Below are 19,339 nucleotides of genomic sequence, written 5' to 3'. Positions count from 1 at the left end.
GTTGATCGCCCTCCCCGCCGCTTGGACTCCATCAGAACGCGAAATGCGCCTCCGGCAGGGCCATCAGGCAATCCGCGCCGCCGAGCAGCGACTCGCGGTGGCCGCTGGCGCGCGGCAGCAGGCGGCGCATGTAGAAGCGCGCGCTGTGCAGCTTGGCCTGGTAGAAGTCCGCCTCGCCGGTGCCGCCGTCCAGGGCGTCCTGGGCGCGGGCCGCGGCCTGCAGCCAGAGCCCGGCCAACAACACATAGGACGAGTACTGGAGGAAGTCCACCGAGCAGGCGCCGATTTCCTGGGGGTCGTGGCGCGCGCGGTCGAGCACGGTGGCGGTGAGGTCGCGCCATTCCGTGAGGCGCGCCAGCACGGCACCGGCCAGTTCCGCCAGTTCGCTGCGGCCGGCCTGGGCTTCGGCCATGGCGGCCAGCTCGTCCTGCAGGGCATGGAGTTCGGCGCCGCCGTCGCCCATCAGCTTGCGGCGGATCAGGTCCAGCGCCTGGATGCCGTTGGTGCCTTCGTAGATCTGCGTGATGCGGCTGTCGCGCATCAGTTGTTCCATGCCCCATTCGCGGATGTAGCCATGCCCGCCGTATACCTGCACGCCGAGGCTGGCCACTTCCTGGCCCATGTCGGTGAAGAAGGATTTGACGATGGGGATCAACAGCGCCGCGCGCTTGCCGGCGGCCTTGCGTGCGGCCGCGTCGGGGTGGCCGTGCTCCAGGTCCAGCTGGCGCCCGCAGTAGGCGGCGAGCATGCGGCTGCCTTCCACCAGGGTCTTCTGGGTCAGCAGCATGCGCCGCACGTCGGGGTGGTGGATGATCGGGTCGGCGGCCTTGTCCGGCTCGGCCGGGCCGGTCAGGGCGCGGGATTGCAGGCGCTCGCGGGCATAGGAAAGCGCCCCCTGGAAGGCGCGCTCGGCGATGCCCAGGCCTTGCAGGCCGACCTGGAAGCGCGCGTCGTTCATCATGGTGAACATGCAGGCCAGGCCCTGGTTGGCTTCGCCGATCAGCCAGCCGGTGGCCCCGTCGAAGTTCATCACGCAGGTGGCCGCGCCCTTGATGCCCATCTTGTGCTCGATGGCGCCGCAGGACAGGGCGTTGCGCGCACCCGGCGTGCCATCGGCGTTGGCGATGAACTTGGGCACCAGCAGCAGCGAGATGCCCTTCACCCCGGCCGGGGCATCGGGCAGACGCGCCAGGACCAGGTGGACGATGTTGTCCGAGAAGTCCTGCTCGCCACCGCTGATGAAGATCTTGCTGCCGCTGACCTTGTAGCTGCCGTCCGCCTGGGGTTCGGCGCGGGTGCGCAGCAGGGCCAGGTCGGTACCGGCCTGGGGCTCGGTGAGGCACATGGTGCCGGTCCAGGTGCCGCCGACCATCTTGTCCAGGTAGGCCTGCTTGAGCGCCTCGCTGCCGTGCTTGTAGAGCGCCAGCACGGCGCCTTCGGTGAGGCCGGAATAGACGCGGAAGGACAGGCTGGCGGCCATCAGCATCTCGTGGAAGCTGGCGGCGACCATCTGCGGGAAGCCCTGGCCGCCATGCTCCACCGGGCCGGTCATGCTGGCCCAGCCGTTGTCGCAGTACTGCCTGTAGGCCTCGCGGAAGCCCGTGGGGGTGGTCACGGCGCCACCTTCGAGGGTCACGCCCTCTTCGTCGCTGGAGCGGTTCAGCGGGGCGATGACCTCGCCGGCGTAGCGCGCGCCTTCTTCCAGCACGCCGTCGATCAGCTCGCGGTCCAGGCCATTGCCCAGCAGTTCGCAGTGGCCGGCGACATCGAAGACTTCATGGAGCACGAAACGCATGTCGCGCAGGGGGGCGGTGTAGCTCATCTCAGGCTTCCTCTTGGCAATCGGCGAAGCGGCGGCCTTCGGCAGCCAGGCGCTGGATCAGGGCAGCGGGCTGCCAGTGCAGGCCGTGGCGGCCGGCGAGGTATTCCAGGCGCTCGCGGATGACCTCCAGGCCCTGGCCATCGGCCCAGCTCATGGGGCCGCCCTTGTCGGCGGGGAAGCCGTAGCCGTTGAGGTAGACGGTGTCGATATCGGCACTGGAGGCGGCGATGCCCTCTTCGAGGATCTTCGCGCCCTCGTTGACCAGGGCCAGCAGGCAGCGCTCGAGGATTTCTTCCTGGCCGATGCTGCGGCGCTCGAAGCCGAGCTGCTCGGACACCTGCAGCACCAGCGCGTCCACTTCCGGGTCGTGCTCGGCCTGGCGGCTGCCTTCGGCGTAGCGGTAGTAGCCCATGCGCGACTTCTGGCCGAAGCGGCCGAGGGCGCAGAGGCGGTTGTCCACCTGCACCGCCGGGTCGTCCTGGCCCTTGCCGGCCAGTTCGCGGGCACGCCATTCCAGGTCGATGCCGACCACGTCGTACATGCGGAACGGGCCCATGGCGAAGCCGAAGCCCTGCAGGGCGGCGTCGACCTGGTGGGGGTAGGCGCCTTCGAGCAGCATCATCCGCGCCTCGCGTACATAGGTGTGGAGCATGCGGTTGCCGATGAAGCCGTCGCAGTTGCCGGCGATGACACTGACCTTGCCCATGCGCTTGCCCAGCTCCAGGGCAGCGTCCAGCACCGGCCTGGCGGTCCTGGCGCCACGCACGATCTCCAGCAGCTTCATGATGTGCGCCGGGCTGAAGAAGTGCAGGCCGAGGACCTGCTCGGGACGGGCGGTGACGGCGGCAATGGCGTCGATGTCCAGCGCCGAGGTGTTGCTGGCGAGGATGGCCGACGGCTTCAGCCGGGCGTCCAGCTCGCGGAAGATCTGCTGCTTGAGCTCGAGGTTCTCGTACACCGCCTCGATCACCAGGTCGACGTCGGCCAGGGCGTCATAGTCGGTCACCTGGGTGATGCAGGCACGACGCGCGGCCGCCTGGGCCTCGTCGATGCGCCCCTGGCGCACGTTGTGGGCATAGGTGTCAGCGACCACGCCCAGGGCCTGCACCAGCATCTGCGGGTTGTTGTCCAGCCACAGCACCTGCACGCCGGCATTGGCCAGGCTCATGACGATGCCTCGGCCCATGGTGCCGGCGCCGATCACGGCGGCTTGTCGAATGTCGTGGGGGCTCTGGGTCATCGGATCGTCCTCTTGTTGTTCTGCGGTGGCTCGGGCCTGCGCGCGGGGATACGAAAATCGCCAGACACCTTAAGGAAGCCGCTACTATTTTTGAAATTTAGTCTTGTGATAGGTCGTATTCCCACGGTGAATATCTCCACGTTCGATCTCAACCTGTTGCGTGTGCTCGACGCCCTGCTGCGCGAGCGCAATGTCTCCCGTGCCGCCGAGCGCCTGTCCCTCAGCCAGCCGGCGGTGAGCAACGCCCTCAACCGCCTGCGCGAGCTGCTCGGCGACCCGCTGCTGGTGCGCGTGGGTCGCAGCATGCAGCCGACGCCCCGGGCGCTGGCACTGGAGGCCCCGATCCGTACCGCCCTGGCGCAGATCGAGCAGAGCCTCGTCGCCGGCGAGGCCTTCGACCCGGCACGCAGCCGCCAGCGTTTCAGCATCGCCGTGACCGACTACGTGGAGCTGATCTGCATGACCCGCCTGCTGGAGCGCCTCGCGGTGCTGGCGCCCGGCGTGCAGATCGCCATCAGCCACCTCAGCCCCAGCCTGCCCGCCGAGGCGCTGGACAAGGGCGAGCTGGACCTGGTGCTGGGGCGCTTCCAGGGCATTCCACCGCGCTTCGCCAGCCGCCGCTGGATGAGCGAGACCCTGCGCCTGACCGCGCGCCGCGACCACCCGCTGCTGCAGGGCCAGCCGGACCTGGAAGGCTTCCTCAGGCTACGCCACCTCTGGGTGCATGGCGGCCAGACCAAAGGCATGGTCGACCTGTGGCTCGCCGAGCGTGGCCTGAGCCGGCAGATCCTCTACACCACGCCCAACTACCTGCAGGCGGCCCACATCGTCGCCGGCAGCGACCTGGTGGCCGTGCTGCCCACGCAACTGGCCCACTACTTCGCCCGCCTGCTGCCGCTGGCGCTGTACGAGCTGCCCTTCGCCGTGGGGCCCTTCCACCTGGACGTGGTCAGCGTGCAGGCCCGGGAACGGGACGCGGCGCTGCAATGGCTGATCGGGCAGATCCTCGAATTGGGCGAACCCGGCTGAACGTCGACCGACGAACGGTCGAAGGGACGCTTCCTGCACGAACGTACCAAAGCATCAGTGGGCTCCTTCGGCACGGATCGCTCGCAGCGCCCATGGACCGGGCGATGCAAGCGCGACGGGAGCCCGCACAGCGAAGCGGCGGGACAGAAAGCGGCGGAAAAAGTGCTAGACGATCGAGTCACGAGCCTTATGCGCGATCGACCTAAAAGAGGGCTTCTCCTGCCCTTAGACTGAAGCTCCCAGGCCGAAAAACCAGGGAGAACCCAATGGCTATCGCAATCACACCGACAGGACCGACCCTGTTCACCAACACCCCGCTGCCGCGGACCAATGACCCGTTGGCGATCACCGCCCAGCCCGGCGTCACCACCCAGAACGCCATCGACACCCGGAACGAGCGGGCGCGTATCGCCCGGGAAGAAGCCCAGCAGCAGTTCGAGGAGAACCAGCAGCTGGCCCGGGAACGGGCACAGGCGCTGCGGGAGGAACAGGCCCAGCAGATCCGCGAGAACGCCGCCGAGACCGCCCGGCTGCAGCAGCAACAGCTCCAGCAGCAGCGGATCGCCGACTACATCGAAACCCAGCAGACCGATGACCTGAACCCCGACAACCCGCTGTCCGGGGACTTCATCGCCCGTCAGCGTCTGCAGCTGGACGGCAATCAGCAGGCCTTCACCCAGCCCGACCTGGGCCTGGTGACGCCGCGACTGGCCAACCAGGCCATCTCCACCTACCAGGCCGTGCAGCAGCCCAGCTTCACTGACCGGGCCCTGGTGGCCTGACGAGGCGGTAGGCAGGCCATGGCCCGTGCCGGGTACGGGCCGTGGTGGAACCCTGGGCTGAAGCCCAGGCTACAGATCGAGCTGACGGCTGACCCAGTCGCGCACCTGCGCGTAGGGATAGTCCTCCAGCGCCGCGAAGCCGGGCAGATTGCGGGCCTTCAAGCGGGTGAAGATCGGCGTGGCGATACCGCAGAGGAAGCGGGTGAGGCTCTCCGCACCCGCATCGCGGCCGTCGTATTCGTGCTGGCGCTGGCGGAAACCGCTGCAAAGCGCGGCGAAATCCTTCCCCTCCAGCGCGGGTAGCGCCGCCGGCTCGGGCAAGCGCGCCACCTGGCCCCGGCACACCGAACAGTGGCCGCACCGGGCGGGTGCCTGGTGGTCACCGAAGTAGGCGGCCAGGCGCTGGCTGAGGCAGCTGTCGCTGGCGAACAGCGCCAGCATGGCGTTGATGCGACCGATCTCGCTGGCTTCCTGGCGCTTGAAGTAACCGTGCAGTTCGTCCGCCAGCGAGCCGGTGTCCCAGTCGCTGCGCAGCGAGGCGTAGACCTCGGTCATCTGCTTGCTTTCCAGCTCGATCCAGCCGCGCTCCTGGAAGAAGTCCAGGGCCTTGACCACCCGCGCGCGTTCGGCCTGGTGCTCGTTGTAGAGCCGGTCGAAATCCACCGTGCTCCAGGTGCGCGCCCGTTGCGAGGTGGCGACCAGCGCCTCGACGAACTGGCGCCGCTCGCCCTCGAACTTGGCCACCAGCGCCTCGGGCTCCACCAGGTACTTGAAGCGGTATTCGGCGAAGTAGGCGAACAGCGGGGCGATGATGCCGCGCAGTTCCAATTGCACCAGCAGGGTCTTGAGCGGCAGCTGGCGGATGTTGCTCTGGTCCGACAGTGCGTTGAGGGTCAGCTCCCAGCGCCCGCCCTCCCCGGCCGCGCCCTTGAGTTCCTGCAGCACGCGGAGGATGCCATCGCGCTCCGGCGTGTCGCCGTAGACGAAGTTCTCCAGCACGTTGAGCCCATCGCGGTTGGCCAGCACCAGGCACTCGGAGCGCTGGCCGTCGCGCCCGGCGCGGCCGATCTCCTGGCTGTAGTTTTCCACCGACTTGGGCAGGTCGTAGTGCACCAGGTTGCGCACGTCGCTCTTGTCGATGCCCATGCCGAAGGCGATGGTGGCGACGATCATGTCCACCTGCCCGGCCATGAAGCGCCGCTGCAGCGCCTCGCGCGCCTCATGGCCCATGCCGGCGTGGTAGGCGGCGGCGGACAGGCCGCTGCGCACCAGCGCCTCGGCCACTTGCTCGGCGGTCTTCTGCAAGGTGACGTAGACGATGCCCGGCTGGCCCTTGCGCGGCGCCAGCCAGTCCACCAGGCGCGCCATGCGGGCCGGCCCGGGCACCGCCTCGACGGCGAGGTCGAGGTTGCTGCGGTAGAAGCCGGTGGTGACCACGTCCACGTCGGCGATGGCGAATTTCTTCTGCATGTCGGCGATCACCGCGGGGGTCGCCGTGGCGGTCAGCAACAGCACCTGAGGAATGCCGAACTGGCGCTGGTAGTCCGGCAGCTTGAGGTAGTCGGGACGGAAGTTGTGGCCCCACTCGGAGATGCAGTGCGCCTCGTCCACCACCAGCAGGGAGATCGGCACCTGCTGGATGAAGCCACGGAAGCGCTCGTTCTTCAGGCGCTCCACCGAGATCATGAGAATCTTCAGCTCGCCCGAACGCGCCCGCGCCATGACCTCGGCGGCCTCCTCGCGGCTCTGCGCGGAGTCGATGCTGGCAGCGGCGATGCCGTGGCGGTGGAGGAAGGCCAGCTGGTCCTGCATCAGCGCCAGCAGCGGCGAGACCACCAGGGTCAGGTGCGGCAGGTGCAGCGCCGGCAGCTGGTAGCACAGCGACTTGCCCGAACCGGTGGGGAAGATCGCCGCCGTCGAGCGGCCGGCCAGCACCGAGCGGATGGCCGCTTCCTGGCCGGGGCGGAAGGCGTCGTAGCCGAAGGTGGCGGCGAGGGTGTTGCGAGGCATGGCTTCACTCCATCGAAAGGGGCCGTCGATCATGGCCAGAAGCGCAACGCAGCAGCGCCGCGACAGTGCAGGGCGTCGGCCTGTATGTCCGTAGGATGGCGAAGAGCGCAGCGAAACCCATCAGCGTCCGCTCCTGGCAGCGGTGCCCGGCGCTGGCCTCGCTGGTGGATGGGAGAAGCGTCATCCACCCTATGCCACTCTCGACTCCGAGCACCCGGTAATTCCCGTGGCGAGCAATGAAAAAGCCGCCCGGAGGCGGCTTCTTCTTCAACGGGCTCGCTTACAGCTGCGGGCCGGCGTTGCGGATGGCGTCGGAGACGTCGAACTTCTTGAAGTTCTCGATGAACTTCTCGGCCAGGCCCTTGGCGGCTTCGTCGTAGGCAGCCTTGTCAGCCCAGGTGTTGCGCGGGTTGAGCAGGTTGGTCTCGACGCCCGGAACGGCCTTGGGCACGTCCAGGTTGATCAGCGGCAGGTGCTCGGTCTCGGCACCGATCAGAGCGCCGCTCTGGATGGCCGCGATCACGCCACGGGTGGTGGGGATGTTGAAGCGCTTGCCGACGCCGTAGCCACCGCCGGTCCAGCCGGTGTTGACCAGGTACACCTTGGAGCCGAAGCCCTTGATGCGCTTGATCAGCAGCTCGGCGTACTCGCCGGCCGGGCGCGGGAAGAAGGGCGCGCCGAAGCAGGTGGAGAAGGTCGACTTGATGCCGCCGCCGGACCCCATCTCGGTGGAACCCACCAGGGCGGTGTAGCCGGACAGGAAGTGGTAGGCAGCCTGCTCGTTGTTGAGGATCGACACGGGCGGCAGTACGCCGGTCAGGTCGCAGGTCAGGAAGATCACGGCGTTCGGCTCGCCGGCACGGTTGGCCTCGACGCGTTTCTCGACCAGCTCCAGCGGGTAGGCCGCACGGGAGTTCTGGGTCAGGCTGTCGTCGCTGTAGTCGGGCAGGCGGGTTTCCGGGTTCAGCACGACGTTTTCCAGGACGGCGCCGAACTGGATGGCTTTCCAGATCACCGGCTCGTTCTTCTCGGACAGGTCGATGCACTTGGCGTAGCAGCCGCCTTCGATGTTGAACACGGTGCCCACGCCCCAGCCGTGCTCGTCGTCACCGATCAGGTAACGGCTTTCGTCGGCGGACAGGGTGGTCTTGCCGGTGCCGGACAGGCCGAAGAACAGGGTGGTGTCGCCGTCTTCGCCGACGTTGGCGGCGCAGTGCATCGGCAGCACGTCTTTTTCCGGCAGCAGGAAGTTCTGCACGGAGAACATGGCCTTCTTCATTTCACCGGCGTAGCGCATGCCGGCGATCAGGACTTTCTGCTGGGCGAAGTTGAGGATCACGCAGCCGTCGGAGTTGGTGCCGTCACGCTCCGGCTCGCAGACGAAGTTCGGGGCGTTGATGATCTGCCATTCCTGGCGGGCCTGCGGGTTGTACTGCTCGGGATTGATGAACAGGCAGCGGCCGAACAGGTTGTGCCAGGCGGTCTCGGTGGTCATCTTGACGGCCAGGTAGTGCTCGGGGTCGGAGCCGACGTGCACGTGGGAAACGAAACGCTCGCGCTCGGTCACATAGGCTTCGACGCGGTCCCACAGGGCATCGAACTTGTCCGCCGGGAAGGGACGGTTGATGGCGCCCCAGGCGATCTTGGATTCGGTGCTCGGCTCCTGGACGATGAAGCGGTCGGCCGGAGAACGGCCGGTGCGGTGACCGGTCCTAACTACCAGCGAACCGTTGGCGGCCAGCTCACCCTCGCCACGGCGGATGGCCTCTTCGACCAGTTGCGCGGCGCTGATATCGGTGTACACGGCGGTATTGGCTTGCGTCATGTGGTTCCCCGTCGGCGAGAGGCCGAGTCCTCCAATCAAATATGTAGTGGGTCATGCGACCCGCTACAGCGAAAAAAGTGCGCCGGATTATGCCAGAGGAACTATGGCTTAGGCGAGATGACTGGACGTAAGGCAGACGATACGGGGGTTTCAGTCAGACCGGGCACCGGGAACTGCGACTCTGGCGAGCGCTTCTCAAGCGGGTTCGTCACTGGAAATGACTGCCTCAGCAATGGCGGTCACCAGCGGAACGCCACGCGAGAAAACGAGGCCGGGCGGGCGCTTGCCGAGATATCCACAGGCCCGGGCTGCGCTACGACACACTACAAATTGGTAGGGGACTTATGAACTAGAAGCAGCCGCAAGCTACCAAGCTACAAGCGGCAAGCAAGAGCAAGGGCACGCCCTCTTGCAGCTTGAAACTTGCCGCTTGCAGCTGGCTGCTAAGCCCTCAATGCTTCGTGCTTGACGGCGCCGCGCTGCCGCCACCGGCGAACAGCTGGGCCACGTCGGCGGCGTCGAAGCTGTAGCGCTGGTTGCAGAACTGGCAGTCGATCACCACCGTGCCGCCGTTTTCGTCCAGCAGGGCTTCGGCGTCCGTGCGGCCCAGGCTGACCAGGGCGTTGGCCGAGCGCTGGCGCGAGCAGCTGCAGCGGAAGCTGATGGGGCGCGGGTCGAACAGGCGCACCGGCTCCTCGTGGTAGAGGCGGTGCAGCACGGTTTCGTTGTCCAGGCCCAGCAGCTCCTCGGCGGTGAGGGTATCGGCCAGGGTGGTCAGGTGCTGCCAGCTGGCGGCGCGGGCTTCCGGGTCCTTCAGGCGGTCCGCCGGCAGGGCCTGGAGCAGCAGGCCACGGGCATTGCGGCCATCGGCGTTGAGCCAGAAGCGGGTTGGCAGCTGTTCGGAGTTGGCGAAGTAGGCGGACAGGCTCTCGGCCAGGTTGCTGCCCTCCAGGCTGACGATGCCCTGGTAGCGCTGGCCTTGCTTCGGGTCCACGGTCAGGGTCAGCACGCCCTCGGGCATCAGTTCGTGCAGCCCGGCACCGGGCTCCACCTGCTCGGCGTGGTAGCGGGCGATGCCGCGCAGCTCGCGGTCGCTGGAGCACTCCACCATCAGCAGCGGCACGGCGCCGGAGGAGCGCGCCTGGAGCACCAGGAGGCCGTCGAACTTCAGGGTACCGACCAGCAGCGAGGCGGCGGCGAGCATTTCGCCGAGCAGCTGGGCCACCGGCTCCGGATAGGGGTGCTTGGCCAGCACGTGGGCGTAGCTCTCGCCCAGGGCGACCATCTCACCGCGCACGTCGGTGTCGTCGAAAAGGAAGCGCTGGGTATTGTCGAAGGTCGGCATGAGGAGGAAACCCGGGAAGGAAAGATGACAGAACGATGACGGCGAACTATAAAGCGCGCCTTTCCACGGCCTGCGATAGATGAGGATGGGAATTTTATGGAGAAACCGATGCGTGTCCAAGCCTCCTGGCGATGGCCGGCCCTGATCGGCCTGCACGCCTTCGCCCTGCTGCTGCTCGCCAGTTGGCTGTCGCCGGCCACCCGGACGCTCTGGGACCAGGCCGACCGGGCCGTCTACCTGGCCCTCAACGGCTCCCTGGACGGCCACCCGCTGTGGATGGGCTTCTGGGCCTTCTGCAGCACGCGGCTGTTCGACATCCTCGCCGGCGGCCTGATGCTCGCCCTGCTGATCCGCCAGGACTGGGTGTTCCGCCGCCACCAGTTGCGCCCCGCGCTGTTCACCTTCATCGCCCTGATGCTGGTGCTCGTGGCGGTGCGCATCCTCTTCACCCGCATCGCCGTGCACCATGGCTGGCAGCACGCCAGCCCGTCCATCGTGCTGGGCGGCATGCAGCTGTCCGATCACTTCCCGCTGCTCGAAAGCGTGTTCGAAGTGAAGGACCGTTCCAGCCGCAGCTTCCCCGGCGACCACGCCTCGGTGCTGATGCTCTGGGGCCTGTTCATGGCGATCTTCGCCCGGGGCTGGAACCGCGTGACGGTAGTGGCCCTGGCCACCGCGATGATGCTGCCGCGCCTGGTGGCCGGTGCCCACTGGCTGGCGGACGACCTGGTCGGCGGCCTGTTCATCACCCTGCTGGTGCTGGCCTGGGGCTGGTGCACCCCGGCGGGCGACCACCTCGCCCGCGTGCTGGCCTGGCTGGCCAGCCCGGCCATGCGCCTGGGCAGCCGCGTGCCGTTGCTCAACCGCCTGTCGCTGCTGGACGACAAGCGCCTGCGCTAGCCCTCGAAATCACCGGAGCCGCCGCGCAGGTAGTGGATCTGCCGGCGCTGCTTCTTGGTCGGCCGGCCCTCGGTCTGCACGCCCAGGGCGCCGGCCTTGCGCAGGGCCGCCGCCTCCTCGCGGCGGGCGATGCTCTCGGCGGTCTCCTCGTAGAGCGTCTGCGCCTCGGGCGCGCCCCGGCGCACCACGGAAAGGGCGCGGACCACCACGGTGCGCTCCTCGAAGCCGGTACGGATCACGTATTGGTCACCGATGCGCGGCTCCTTGCCCGGCTTGCAGCGCTCACCCCGGTGGTGGACCTTGCCGCCCTCGATGGCCTCCTTGGCCAGCGCGCGGGTCTTGTAGAAACGCGCCGCCCATAGCCACTTGTCCAGGCGCACCTTGTCGTCGTCTTTGTCGCTCATGCCTCGGTTTCCATGCTGGCAGGCTGCACGGCATCGCAACCTGGAAATTTGCCTCCCGGGCGCACGCCGGGCCGGATGCAGTTGTCACAAGGGGCAACTAGAATGCCGACAACTTTACCGGAAAGCCTGCTTTGAAGACGTTCGACCAACTCTCCGTGATCGGCCTGCGTGAATGGATAGCCCTGCCCGAACTCGGCATGGTCGGCCTGCGCGCCAAGATCGACACCGGGGCCAGCACCTCCACCCTGCATGCCAGCGACATCGTGCCCTTCGAGCGCGACGGCCAGCGCTGGGTGCGCTTCACCGCGCACCTCGGCACCCTGGTGCAGCGGCGCCATCGCTGCGAGGCGCAGGTGGTCTCGGTGAAGACCATCAAGAGCTCCAACGGCCAGGCCCAGAGCCGCTATGTGATCAGCACCACGGTCGCCCTGGGCGATCGCGCCTGGCCGATCGAGTTCACCCTGGCCTGTCGCAAGACCATGCGCTACCGCGTGCTGATCGGCTCCAAAGCCCTGGTGGACGGCCAACTGGTGGTCAACCCGGCCCTTAGCTACGTACAGGACAAGCCGACCCTACCGGCCTTCGACTCCCTTCCAGGTGCCCAATGAAAATTGCCGTGCTGTCGCGCAACCCGCGTCTGTATTCGACCCGTCGCCTGGTGGAGGCCGGCCAGCAGCGCGGGCACGAGATCCAGGTGATCGACACCCTGCGCGCGTACATGAACATCGCCAGCCACAAGCCGCAGATCCACTACCGCGGCCAGCCGCTGGAAGGCTTCGACGCGGTGATCCCGCGCATCGGCGCCTCGGTGACCTTCTACGGCTGCGCCGTGCTGCGCCAGTTCGAGATGATGGGCGTGTTCCCCCTCAACGAGTCGGTGGCCATCAGCCGCTCGCGGGACAAGCTGCGCTCCCTGCAGCTGCTCTCGCGCAAGGGCATCGGCCTGCCGGTGACCGGCTTCGCCCACTCCCCCGACGACATCCCCGACCTGATCCGCATGGTCAACGGCGCCCCGCTGGTGATCAAGGTGCTGGAAGGCACCCAGGGCATAGGCGTGGTGCTGTGCGAGACGGAGAAGGCGGCCGAATCGGTGATCGAGGCCTTCATGGGCCTGAAGCAGAACATCATGGTGCAGGAGTACATCCGCGAGGCCGGCGGTGCCGACATCCGCTGCTTCGTCGTGGGCGACAAGGTCATCGCCTCGATGAAGCGCCAGGCCAAGCCGGGCGAGTTCCGTTCCAACCTGCACCGGGGCGGCAGCGCCAGCCTGATCAAGATCACCCCGGAGGAACGCATGACCGCCATCCGCGCCGCCAAGGTCATGGGCCTGTCGGTGGCCGGTGTCGACATCCTGCGCTCCAACCACGGCCCGCTGGTGATGGAGGTGAACTCCTCCCCCGGCCTGGAAGGCATCGAAGTGACCACCGGCAAGGACGTCGCCGGGATCATCATCGAACACCTGGAAAAAAGTGCCGGCCCCAACATGACCCGCACCAAGGGCAAGGGCTGAGCCCCCCCATCGCTCTCCCGACGAGGCGATGGACTTCCGTAGGGTGGGTAGAGCTCGGCGAAACCCACGCGGTGGAGGTGCCGGGAAGCCGGTAGTCATGCCCAGCACCGCATGGTGGACCGGTGAAGCGGGGTCCACCCTACATTCCGCCATACGCCGAGCCCATCCAGCGCCCACACAAAAGCCGCCGGGCCTCACCCGACCTACGGACGCATCAAGGAAGTCGTTGCGCTGAAGCAGGCTCCGCCCCCGGCCGGGAGTGGAGCCGCCCCCCTCAATGGGTGGTGGTTTCGCCGGCAGCCTTCTTCGCCAGGTAATGCGCGAACAGCTGGTTGGCGTTGCCCAGGGAGATCAGGTGGGCATAGATCCAGCCGAGGAAACCGGACTTGTGCAACTCCAGCACCTTGTCGTCGGGAAGGGCCAGGAAGCGCTCCTCGTCCACCGCCAGGAAGTCGCTGAGCACGAAGCTCTCGCCATTGCTGTGGCTGAGCTTGAGGCTGCGGGGGGACAGCAGCTCCAGTTCGTTGAGCATGTCGACGAAGCGGCGGGTGCGCTCCATCTCGGTCGTGAAGTTCTGCAGGAAGTGGATCATCTCTTCGAGGAAGAGGCTGTTCCGGCCTTCCTCGTCGAACAGCTCGCGGCCCTCTTGCTCGTTCCAGCCCGAGTAGGCGGCGTCGAAGCAGACGGTGAAGTTCTCCGCGCTGTCCTGGGCCAGGACGAACGGGTAACGGCGCACGAAGGCCGGGATGTAGCAGTTCTCCTGCCACAGGTTGTTGGCGTCGACGTAGCCGTTGTGGCCGGCCTTCAGGCCCAGCAGGGCGATGGGCACGGCCTGGGCTCCCTCGCCGATGAACACGATCGGGTAGTGACGGGAGGCCTGGAAGAACTCCAGGCCGGCCAGCGGCACCAGATGGGTGCCGGCGGCGAATTCGCTGTTCTGGAGGCTGGCGAGCTTCAGCGAGCGGTGCTCCTCGCGGTTCAGCGCCTTGATGTCCTTGTACAGCAGCAGCGTGGTCATTACGTGGGTCTCCTGGGAAGAACGGGTTGACGGATGACGATCTGCGCCAGGACCTGTCCACCATCCTGGTCGGGCACCCCATCCTCGAGGGTATTGGCCGCCACCAGGCCGATGTCCAGGTGGCGACCCCAGCTGAAGTTAAGACCAGCACCGACGCTTTGCAGGGCCGGCCCCGCCTGCCCCGGCATTCCTGGATGCGGCAACAGGCTCACGGGGCGCGCTGCCCCAGCCAGTCGACGAAGGCGGCCTCGTCCAGCGGCGGGCTGAAGTGGAAACCCTGGCCGAGGGCGCAGCCCAGGGCGCGCAGGCTCTGGTGCTGGCCGCTGGCCTCGATGCCTTCGGCGATGCACTCCAGGCCGAGGTTGTGGCCGATGGCGAGGATGGTGTCCACCAGCGCGGCGTCGCTGCCGGCCTGTTCCAGGCCTTCGACGAAGCTGCGGTCGATCTTCAGGCGGTCCAGCGGCAGGCGCTTGAGGTAGGTGAGCGAGGAATAGCCGGTGCCGAAATCGTCGATGGCGAAGCGCACGCCCAGGCCCTTGAGTGCCTGCATGGCGGCGATGCACTGCTCGACGTCCTCCAGCAGGCTGCCTTCGGTGATCTCCAGCTCCAGGCGCTGGGCCGGTACGCCATGGCGCTGCAGGCAGTCGCTGACCCGGGCGACGAAATCACCCTGGCGCAGGTCGCGCGGGCTGATGTTGATGGCCATGACCAGCTCCGGCCAGCGCGGCAGCCACTGGGCCAGGGCGGCGCAGGCGCGGTCGAGCACCCAGTCGCTGAGTTCGAGGATCAGCCCGGTCTCCTCCGCCAGGGCGATGAACTGGGCAGGCGGCACCACACCGCGCGTGGGGCTGCGCCAGCGCAGCAGCGCCTCGGCACCGACCACACGCTCGTCGGCCAGGGCCAGCTGCGGCTGGAACTCGAGGAACAGCTGCTCGCGCGCCACGGCCTGGCGCAGCTCGCTCTGCAACTGCAGGCGCTGGTCGATGGCGGCCTGCATGGCCGGGGCGAAGAAGTGCAGCGCATTGCGGCCGCCCTGCTTGGCCCGGTACATGGCGGTGTCGGCCTGCTTGAGGACGTCCGCCGCACCCTGGCGCTCGAAGGGGTGCAGGGCGATGCCGATGCTGGCGCTGACCGACAGCTCGTGCTCGCCGATGCGACAGCTCCCATGCAGGCTGTGGAGCAGCTTGGTGCCCACCTCGGCGGCGTGTTCGGCGGCCGCCTCGGGGTGCTCGCCCAGGGCCTCGAGCAGCACCACGAACTCGTCGCCGCCCAGCCGCGCCAGGGTGTCCTCGGCGCGCAGGCAGCTGGCCAGGCGCGCGGTGACCTCGCGCAGCAGCGCGTCGCCCACCGGGTGGCCGAGGCTGTCGTTGACCGTCTTGAAGTGGTCCAGGTCGATGAACAGCAGGGCGCCGAAGCGGCCCTCGCGCACCTCACGGGCCATAGCGTGCTGCAGGCGGTCGAGCAGCAGGCGGCGGTTGGGCAGGCCGGTGAGTTCGTCGCTGTAGGCCAGGCGCTCGATCTCGCGCTGGTAGCGCTGGCGCTCGGAGATGTCGGTGATGCTCAGGCGGATCAGCGGCGCCGCGCCGCCGGGCAGGCGCACCAGGCGCACTTCGCAGGGGCGCACGCGGCCGGCGACATCACGCATCAGCCATTCGAACACCGGTGCCTCGCCGGCCAGCGCGGCCTGGGCGTGGGCCTGGCCGACGTCCCGCGAGGGACGCCCGTCGGCCTGCAGCGGCGGGCTGAAGCTGGTGGGCATGCGCCCGATCAGCTGCTCGCGGGGCAGCCCGTAGAGGCGCGCGGCGTTTTCGTTGGCCTCGGTGATGCCGCGCTCGACGTCGAACACCAGGATCGCCTCGGGGGCGTGCTCCACCAGGATGCGGTAGCGCGCCTCGGCCTCGCGCCGGGCGCTGACGTCTTCCACCAGGGCCAGCAGGGCGTACATGCGACCGTCGCCATCGCGCACCGCGCGGACGTTGACGCGGGTATCGACGACGCTCCCGTCGGGCCGCAGGAAGCGCTTGTCCAGTTCGTAGCCGTCGCGCTGGGCGCTGCGCACCTGGTGCAGCAGGGCCTGCTCGGCGCCACGGTCGTCGGGGTGGGTGATGCTCATCCAGTCGGCGCCCTGGAGCATCTCGCGGGAACGCCCGAGGATGCTGCAGAGCTTGAAGTTGACCTCTTCCCAGCAGTGTTCGGGCGAGCACAGGGCCATGCCGATCAGCGGCGCCTCGAAGAACAGGTGCAGATGCTCCTCGCGCTCGCGCTGGCGACGCTCGGCGCGCTTCTGCTCGGTGAGGTCCTGGATCGCGCCATAGATGCGGATGACCCGCTCGCCGTCGTGCTCGGCCAGGCCCTTGAGGCGCACCCAGCGGTAGTTGCTCTTGGCGGTGACGACACGCAGCTCGATGTCGAAGGGATCGGCGCTGCGCAGCACGTGATCGAGGGTGGCGCGGGCCCGGGCGCGGCTGTCCTCGTCGAAGTAGTTCATCGCCTGTTCCAGGTTGGGCGCGCCGCCCACCGGCTCCAGGTCGTAGATGCGGAAGGTGCCCTCGCTCCAGAACATCTGCTCGCTGGGCAATTCCAGCACCCAGCCGCCGATGTCGGCGATGGCCTCGGTCTGGCTCAGCAGGTGGGTCTGGCGCATCAGCTCCTCGCGGCGCAGGCCCAGTTCCTCGGCGAGCAGTTCGCGGCGGCTGACATCGTGCTGCAGGGCGACGAAATGGCTGATGCCCTGGTCGTCGTGCATCGGCGCCAGGGTCACCTCGTTCCAGAACAGGCTGCCGTCCTTGCGGTAATTGCGCAGGATCGCCTGGCACGGCTCGCCGCGCCGGATGGCCGCCAGCAGGCGCGGCAGTTCGGGCTGGTTGCGGTCGTGGCCGACCAGGAAGCGACAGTTGCGCCCCAGCACTTCATGGCGGCTGTAGCCGGTGATGCGCAGGAAGGCGGGGTTGCAGTAGGTGAGCGGGAAGTCGGGCTGGCGCGCGTCGACGATGATCACGCCGAGCGGGCTGGCCTCGAGGGCCAGGCTGTTCATGGCCAGGGCCTGCTGCATCTCGGCGCGACGGCGCAGTTCCAGGCGCAGGTCGCTGAGGGTCCGCCCCACCAGCAGGGTGGAGACCATCAGCAGCAGCACGCTCAGGTGCAGCTCGATGCGCTGCGGCTCCAGCCACTGCGGGGCCTCGCCCAGCTCCCGCAGGAGCGGCAGCGAGAGCACGGTGGCGGTGGCCAGGCCGGCGCCGCAGAGGGCGCCGGGGAACCCCCGGGTGAGGGCCAGGCTGAGCATCACCAGGCCGATCAGGGGCAGGGTCAGCAACAGCGGCATCACCGCGATCGCCAGCGGCAAGGCGATGACCAGCACCACCAGCAAGGGCCAGGGGGGCAGGCGCAGCATGGACTCGGCCAGCGGCGCGAAGGCGCCCAGCGCCCAGCGTCGACGGCGCAACCAGGGGGTGAGGTAGGTGAGCAGCGGCAGGCAGACCACCAGGGTGGTGAGGCTGTCGCCCAGCCACATCAGCAGGCTGGCGGTGCCCCAGGCCTCGGGGGCGATCACCCCGGTGAGCACCAGGCTGCCCTGCACGCCGATGGCCACCAGGGTCACGGGCACCAGCACGCCGAGCAGCATGAAGCGCAGCAGGCTGGCGAAATCCGGCAGGGCGACATCGAAGCGCGGCGGCCGCAAAAGCAGCCAGCCGACACCGATGCTGAGGGTCTCGGGCAGGGCGTAGAAAGGCGCGAGGCGCCAGTCCAGGCCCCAGAGCGGTGCGCTCAGGACGGCGTTGAGGAAGACCGCGAGCAGTACCCGAGGGCCCCACCAGAGGCACGCCACCAGCCCCAGGGAAAAGGGCAGGTACCAGAGCGCGACGCCGCCGGAAACCTGGGTGCCCAGGGAGACCCAGGTGGCGAGGTGCAGCAACGGCAGTGACGACCACCAGGTCCAGTTGGGCAAGCGGGCTTTAGCGGCGGGCATTCTGACCTCAAGTCTACGCACGCGGGAGGATAGTCCAGGGCGCCTAGAGTACGTGGGTCAGGGCAAAGTGACACTATGCAACAACGAGCCCGCGTCGCAGCCTGACGGAAGGCGTCGCGGATGAACGCGAGCCCCGCCGTGCGGGGCTGTCAGGCGGCGTCGCGGGGCAGCAGCAGGCCCAGGGGCAGGCACACGCGGGCTTCCAGCCCACCGCCGGAACGGTTGCGCAGCTCGACGCTGCCGCCGTGCAGCGCGGCGATGCGCTTGACGATGGCCAGGCCCAGGCCGGTGCCCTTGCCGCCACGGGCGCGGTCGCCGCGGATGAAGGGGTTGAAGATGTCGCCCAGCTCGGCCGGGTCGATGCCCTGGCCACGGTCGAGCACGCTGAGGACGACATAGGGGGCGGTGTGATCGCCCGCCACGAAGGCGGCCACTTCGACGCCGTTGCCGCCATAGCGCAGCGCGTTCTCGATCAGGTTGGTCAAGAGGCGCTTGATCGACACGCGCCGCAGGGGGAACGGCGGCACCGGCTCCAGGCACAGGCGCACGCGCTCCTCGTGCTGGTTGTAGGGGGCCACCACCTCGCGCACCAGCTCGCCGAGGTCGAGCTCTTCCTGGCGCTCGTCGCGACCGTCGCGGATGAAGGCGAGGAACTGGTCGAGGATGGCGTCCATGTCCTCGATGTCGCGAACCATGTCCTCGGTGAACTCGCTGTCGCTGCTCATCAGCTCCAGGGACAGGCGCAACCGCGTCAACGGGGTACGCAGGTCGTGGGAGACGCCGGCCAGCATCAGCTCGCGCTCGCGGGCGGCCTGCTCGACGTCCTCGGCCATCTGGTTGAAGGCGCGGTAGACCTCGGTCATCTCGCTGGGCGTGTCGCTCACCGGCAGGCGCACGCTGCGGCCCTGGCCGAGCTGGCGGGCGGCGAACACCAGGCGCTTGAGCGGGGCGTTGAGCTGGCGCACGAATATCCAGGCGGCGGCAGTGGACAGCAGGCCGATGCCGAGGAACCAGCCGAGCACGCTCCAGATGCGCTGCCCGCGCAAGGGGTGTGGATAAAGCGGGATGCGCACCCAGTCGGGGCCCAGCGCCGGGGCCCGCACCCAGAGCGCCGGCGGGCTCTTGGCGCGCAGGCGCACCTCGGTCTCGGGGCCGAGCTCGGTCTGCATCTGCCGCTCGAAGATCTCGCTGTAGGGCCAGTGCTGCTCGCTGGGCGGCACGGCGTCGCTGGCCACCCGCTTGAGGCCGGCGGCGCGTGCCAGGTCGTCGCGCTCGGATTCGCTGGCCGCCCAGTAGGCACGCAGGGTCAGCGCGGCGCCGTGGCTGTACTGGCGGTCCACGAGGACGTCCTCGTTCATCATCAGGTAGACCAGGGTCAGCGCCTTGGAAAACAGCACGACGATGAGCACCAGCCAGAGGGTGCGGGAGAAGAAACTCTGCGGGAACCAGTACGGCGCTTTCATCGGGTTTTCCGGGCAGGAGGCTCA

At 68.2% G+C, this 19,339-nt stretch carries 14 protein-coding genes; 5 read left to right on the top strand and 9 right to left on the bottom strand.

Annotated elements, in window-relative coordinates; translation table 11 throughout:
- Positions 1 to 31 precede the first annotated feature (31 nt).
- On the bottom strand, positions 32 to 1,822 hold the full coding sequence (locus ACYJSS_RS03250; protein ID WP_111260788.1) for an acyl-CoA dehydrogenase C-terminal domain-containing protein: 1,791 nt from the start codon (positions 1,820 to 1,822) through the stop codon (positions 32 to 34).
- Between the two features lies 1 nt (position 1,823).
- A complete protein-coding gene (locus tag ACYJSS_RS03245) occupies positions 1,824 to 3,062 on the bottom strand; it encodes a 3-hydroxyacyl-CoA dehydrogenase (RefSeq protein WP_111260789.1) in 1,239 nt (412 codons plus the stop codon).
- Between the two features lie 126 nt (positions 3,063 to 3,188).
- Here ACYJSS_RS03245 and ACYJSS_RS03240 point away from each other — a divergent pair, with 126 nt between their 5' ends.
- On the top strand, positions 3,189 to 4,091 hold the full coding sequence (locus ACYJSS_RS03240; RefSeq protein WP_111260790.1) for a LysR family transcriptional regulator: 903 nt from the start codon (positions 3,189 to 3,191) through the stop codon (positions 4,089 to 4,091).
- 266 nt (positions 4,092 to 4,357) lie between these two features.
- Entirely contained in the window at positions 4,358 to 4,873 is a 516-nt protein-coding gene (locus ACYJSS_RS03235) for an ATP synthase subunit B family protein (RefSeq protein WP_236204389.1), read from the top strand.
- 69 nt (positions 4,874 to 4,942) lie between these two features.
- Here the strand turns inward: ACYJSS_RS03235 and ACYJSS_RS03230 are convergent, their stop codons facing one another.
- The 3 genes from ACYJSS_RS03230 to hslO all read right to left on the bottom strand — a co-directional run bounded on the left by ACYJSS_RS03230 (position 4,943) and on the right by hslO (position 10,053).
- Complete coding sequence (locus ACYJSS_RS03230) at positions 4,943 to 6,883, bottom strand: RecQ family ATP-dependent DNA helicase (protein ID WP_111260792.1); 1,941 nt, start codon at positions 6,881 to 6,883, stop codon at positions 4,943 to 4,945.
- Between the two features lie 280 nt (positions 6,884 to 7,163).
- Positions 7,164 to 8,708 (bottom strand): phosphoenolpyruvate carboxykinase, encoded by a 1,545-nt coding sequence (locus ACYJSS_RS03225; protein WP_111260793.1) that lies wholly within the window; start codon positions 8,706 to 8,708, stop codon positions 7,164 to 7,166.
- Positions 8,709 to 9,159: 451 nt separating this feature from the next.
- Positions 9,160 to 10,053 (bottom strand): Hsp33 family molecular chaperone HslO, encoded by an 894-nt coding sequence (gene hslO / locus ACYJSS_RS03220; protein ID WP_111260794.1) that lies wholly within the window; start codon positions 10,051 to 10,053, stop codon positions 9,160 to 9,162.
- A gap of 108 nt (positions 10,054 to 10,161) precedes the next feature.
- Between hslO and ACYJSS_RS03215 the strand changes: the two genes are divergently transcribed.
- Positions 10,162 to 10,953 (top strand): phosphatase PAP2 family protein, encoded by a 792-nt coding sequence (locus ACYJSS_RS03215; RefSeq protein WP_111260795.1) that lies wholly within the window; start codon positions 10,162 to 10,164, stop codon positions 10,951 to 10,953.
- Here the strand turns inward: ACYJSS_RS03215 and ACYJSS_RS03210 are convergent.
- On the bottom strand, positions 10,950 to 11,357 hold the full coding sequence (locus ACYJSS_RS03210) for an RNA-binding S4 domain-containing protein (protein ID WP_111260796.1): 408 nt from the start codon (positions 11,355 to 11,357) through the stop codon (positions 10,950 to 10,952). The two genes, ACYJSS_RS03215 and ACYJSS_RS03210, sit on opposite strands and share 4 nt — an antisense overlap.
- Positions 11,358 to 11,488: 131 nt before the next feature.
- On the opposite strand from ACYJSS_RS03210, the gene rimB reads away from it, so the two are divergent.
- Both rimB and rimK read left to right on the top strand, forming a co-directional pair.
- Positions 11,489 to 11,965: a retropepsin-like aspartic endopeptidase RimB gene (rimB, locus tag ACYJSS_RS03205; RefSeq protein WP_111260797.1), complete on the top strand. Its 477-nt coding sequence runs from the start codon at positions 11,489 to 11,491 to the stop codon at positions 11,963 to 11,965.
- Positions 11,962 to 12,867: a 30S ribosomal protein S6--L-glutamate ligase gene (gene rimK, locus ACYJSS_RS03200; RefSeq protein WP_111260798.1), complete on the top strand. Its 906-nt coding sequence runs from the start codon at positions 11,962 to 11,964 to the stop codon at positions 12,865 to 12,867. The genes rimB and rimK overlap by 4 nt, the downstream gene beginning before the upstream one ends.
- A gap of 274 nt (positions 12,868 to 13,141) precedes the next feature.
- Here the strand turns inward: rimK and ACYJSS_RS03195 are convergent, their stop codons facing one another.
- The 3 genes from ACYJSS_RS03195 to ACYJSS_RS03185 form a co-directional block, all read right to left on the bottom strand.
- Positions 13,142 to 13,885: a SapC family protein gene (locus ACYJSS_RS03195; protein ID WP_236204390.1), complete on the bottom strand. Its 744-nt coding sequence runs from the start codon at positions 13,883 to 13,885 to the stop codon at positions 13,142 to 13,144.
- Between the two features lie 208 nt (positions 13,886 to 14,093).
- A complete protein-coding gene (locus tag ACYJSS_RS03190; RefSeq protein WP_111260801.1) occupies positions 14,094 to 17,852 on the bottom strand; it encodes a bifunctional diguanylate cyclase/phosphodiesterase in 3,759 nt (1,252 codons plus the stop codon).
- Positions 17,853 to 18,001: 149 nt separating this feature from the next.
- The gene (locus ACYJSS_RS03185) at positions 18,002 to 19,315 is read right to left on the bottom strand and encodes an ATP-binding protein (protein ID WP_236204391.1); all 1,314 of its coding nucleotides are present in this window, start codon (positions 19,313 to 19,315) and stop codon (positions 18,002 to 18,004) included.
- Positions 19,316 to 19,339 lie beyond the last annotated feature (24 nt).

This window comes from Pseudomonas sp. No.21, from assembly GCF_054558415.1.
Note: the sequence above shows the minus strand (reverse complement) of the source record. Positions and strands in the feature narration are given on the sequence as shown.